Source organism: Acinetobacter sp. YQ_14, from assembly GCF_043102985.1.
Taxonomy (GTDB): domain Bacteria; phylum Pseudomonadota; class Gammaproteobacteria; order Pseudomonadales; family Moraxellaceae; genus Acinetobacter; species Acinetobacter venetianus.
Genome location: NZ_JBICJJ010000026.1, coordinates 1 through 670, shown reverse-complemented (window position 1 = coordinate 670; position 670 = coordinate 1). Strand labels below are relative to the sequence as shown.

Below are 670 nucleotides of genomic sequence, written 5' to 3'. Positions count from 1 at the left end.
AACTTGGCAACGATTTCTTCCAAGGTCATACGACCTTGACCGATATGCTGATTGTCTTGGAATACCATTGGCACTGCCAAGATTTTGCGTTCTTCAACTTCGTCTTGGAAGAAAGCACCATCAATCATGGTTGCCGTAGTATTTGGATTATTAATCGCAATCAGGTTTAAAGCTTGCACCACATCTGGACAGTTATGACAGCTTAACGATACAAAGACATCAAAGTTTGCAGTTAAATTTAAGCCTTTGATTTGAGCTAAAACTTCATCAGAGACTTTTGGGGCATAACCAGACACTTGTAATAATGCCAAGATCAAAGAGGTAAACTCATGTCCCATTGGTAAGCCAGCAAAGAACACACGAGGCTGTTCACCTGCTTTAGCCACACCAAAACTAGGACGGCGAGCGTTTGAACCGTCAAAACGCGCCGTAACTTGATCAGAAAGTTCAGCAATCTCAGTTACCAGCTCTTTGATTTTTTCTGCTTTATCCGAGTCATCTAAAGCAGCAACCAACTCGATTGGACTTTCTAAACGTTCTAAGTAAGCTTTTAATTGAGTTTTAATATTTTGATCTAACATGTATTTCTCCAAATGCTAAGACTTTAAAATCAGTTAAATTCATTCAATGAGGCTATAGTACGCAAAAGCATTAAATAGGTAAAACAGTA

The 670-nt window shown here is 38.8% G+C and carries 1 protein-coding gene; it reads right to left on the bottom strand.

Going from position 1 to position 670, the window contains the following annotated elements; all coding sequences use genetic code 11:
• A partial coding sequence (locus tag ACF8D3_RS15295) for a thioredoxin family protein (RefSeq protein ID WP_392472238.1) occupies window positions 1–581 on the bottom strand: 581 nt, incomplete at its 3' end.
• Window positions 582–670 lie beyond the last annotated feature (89 nt).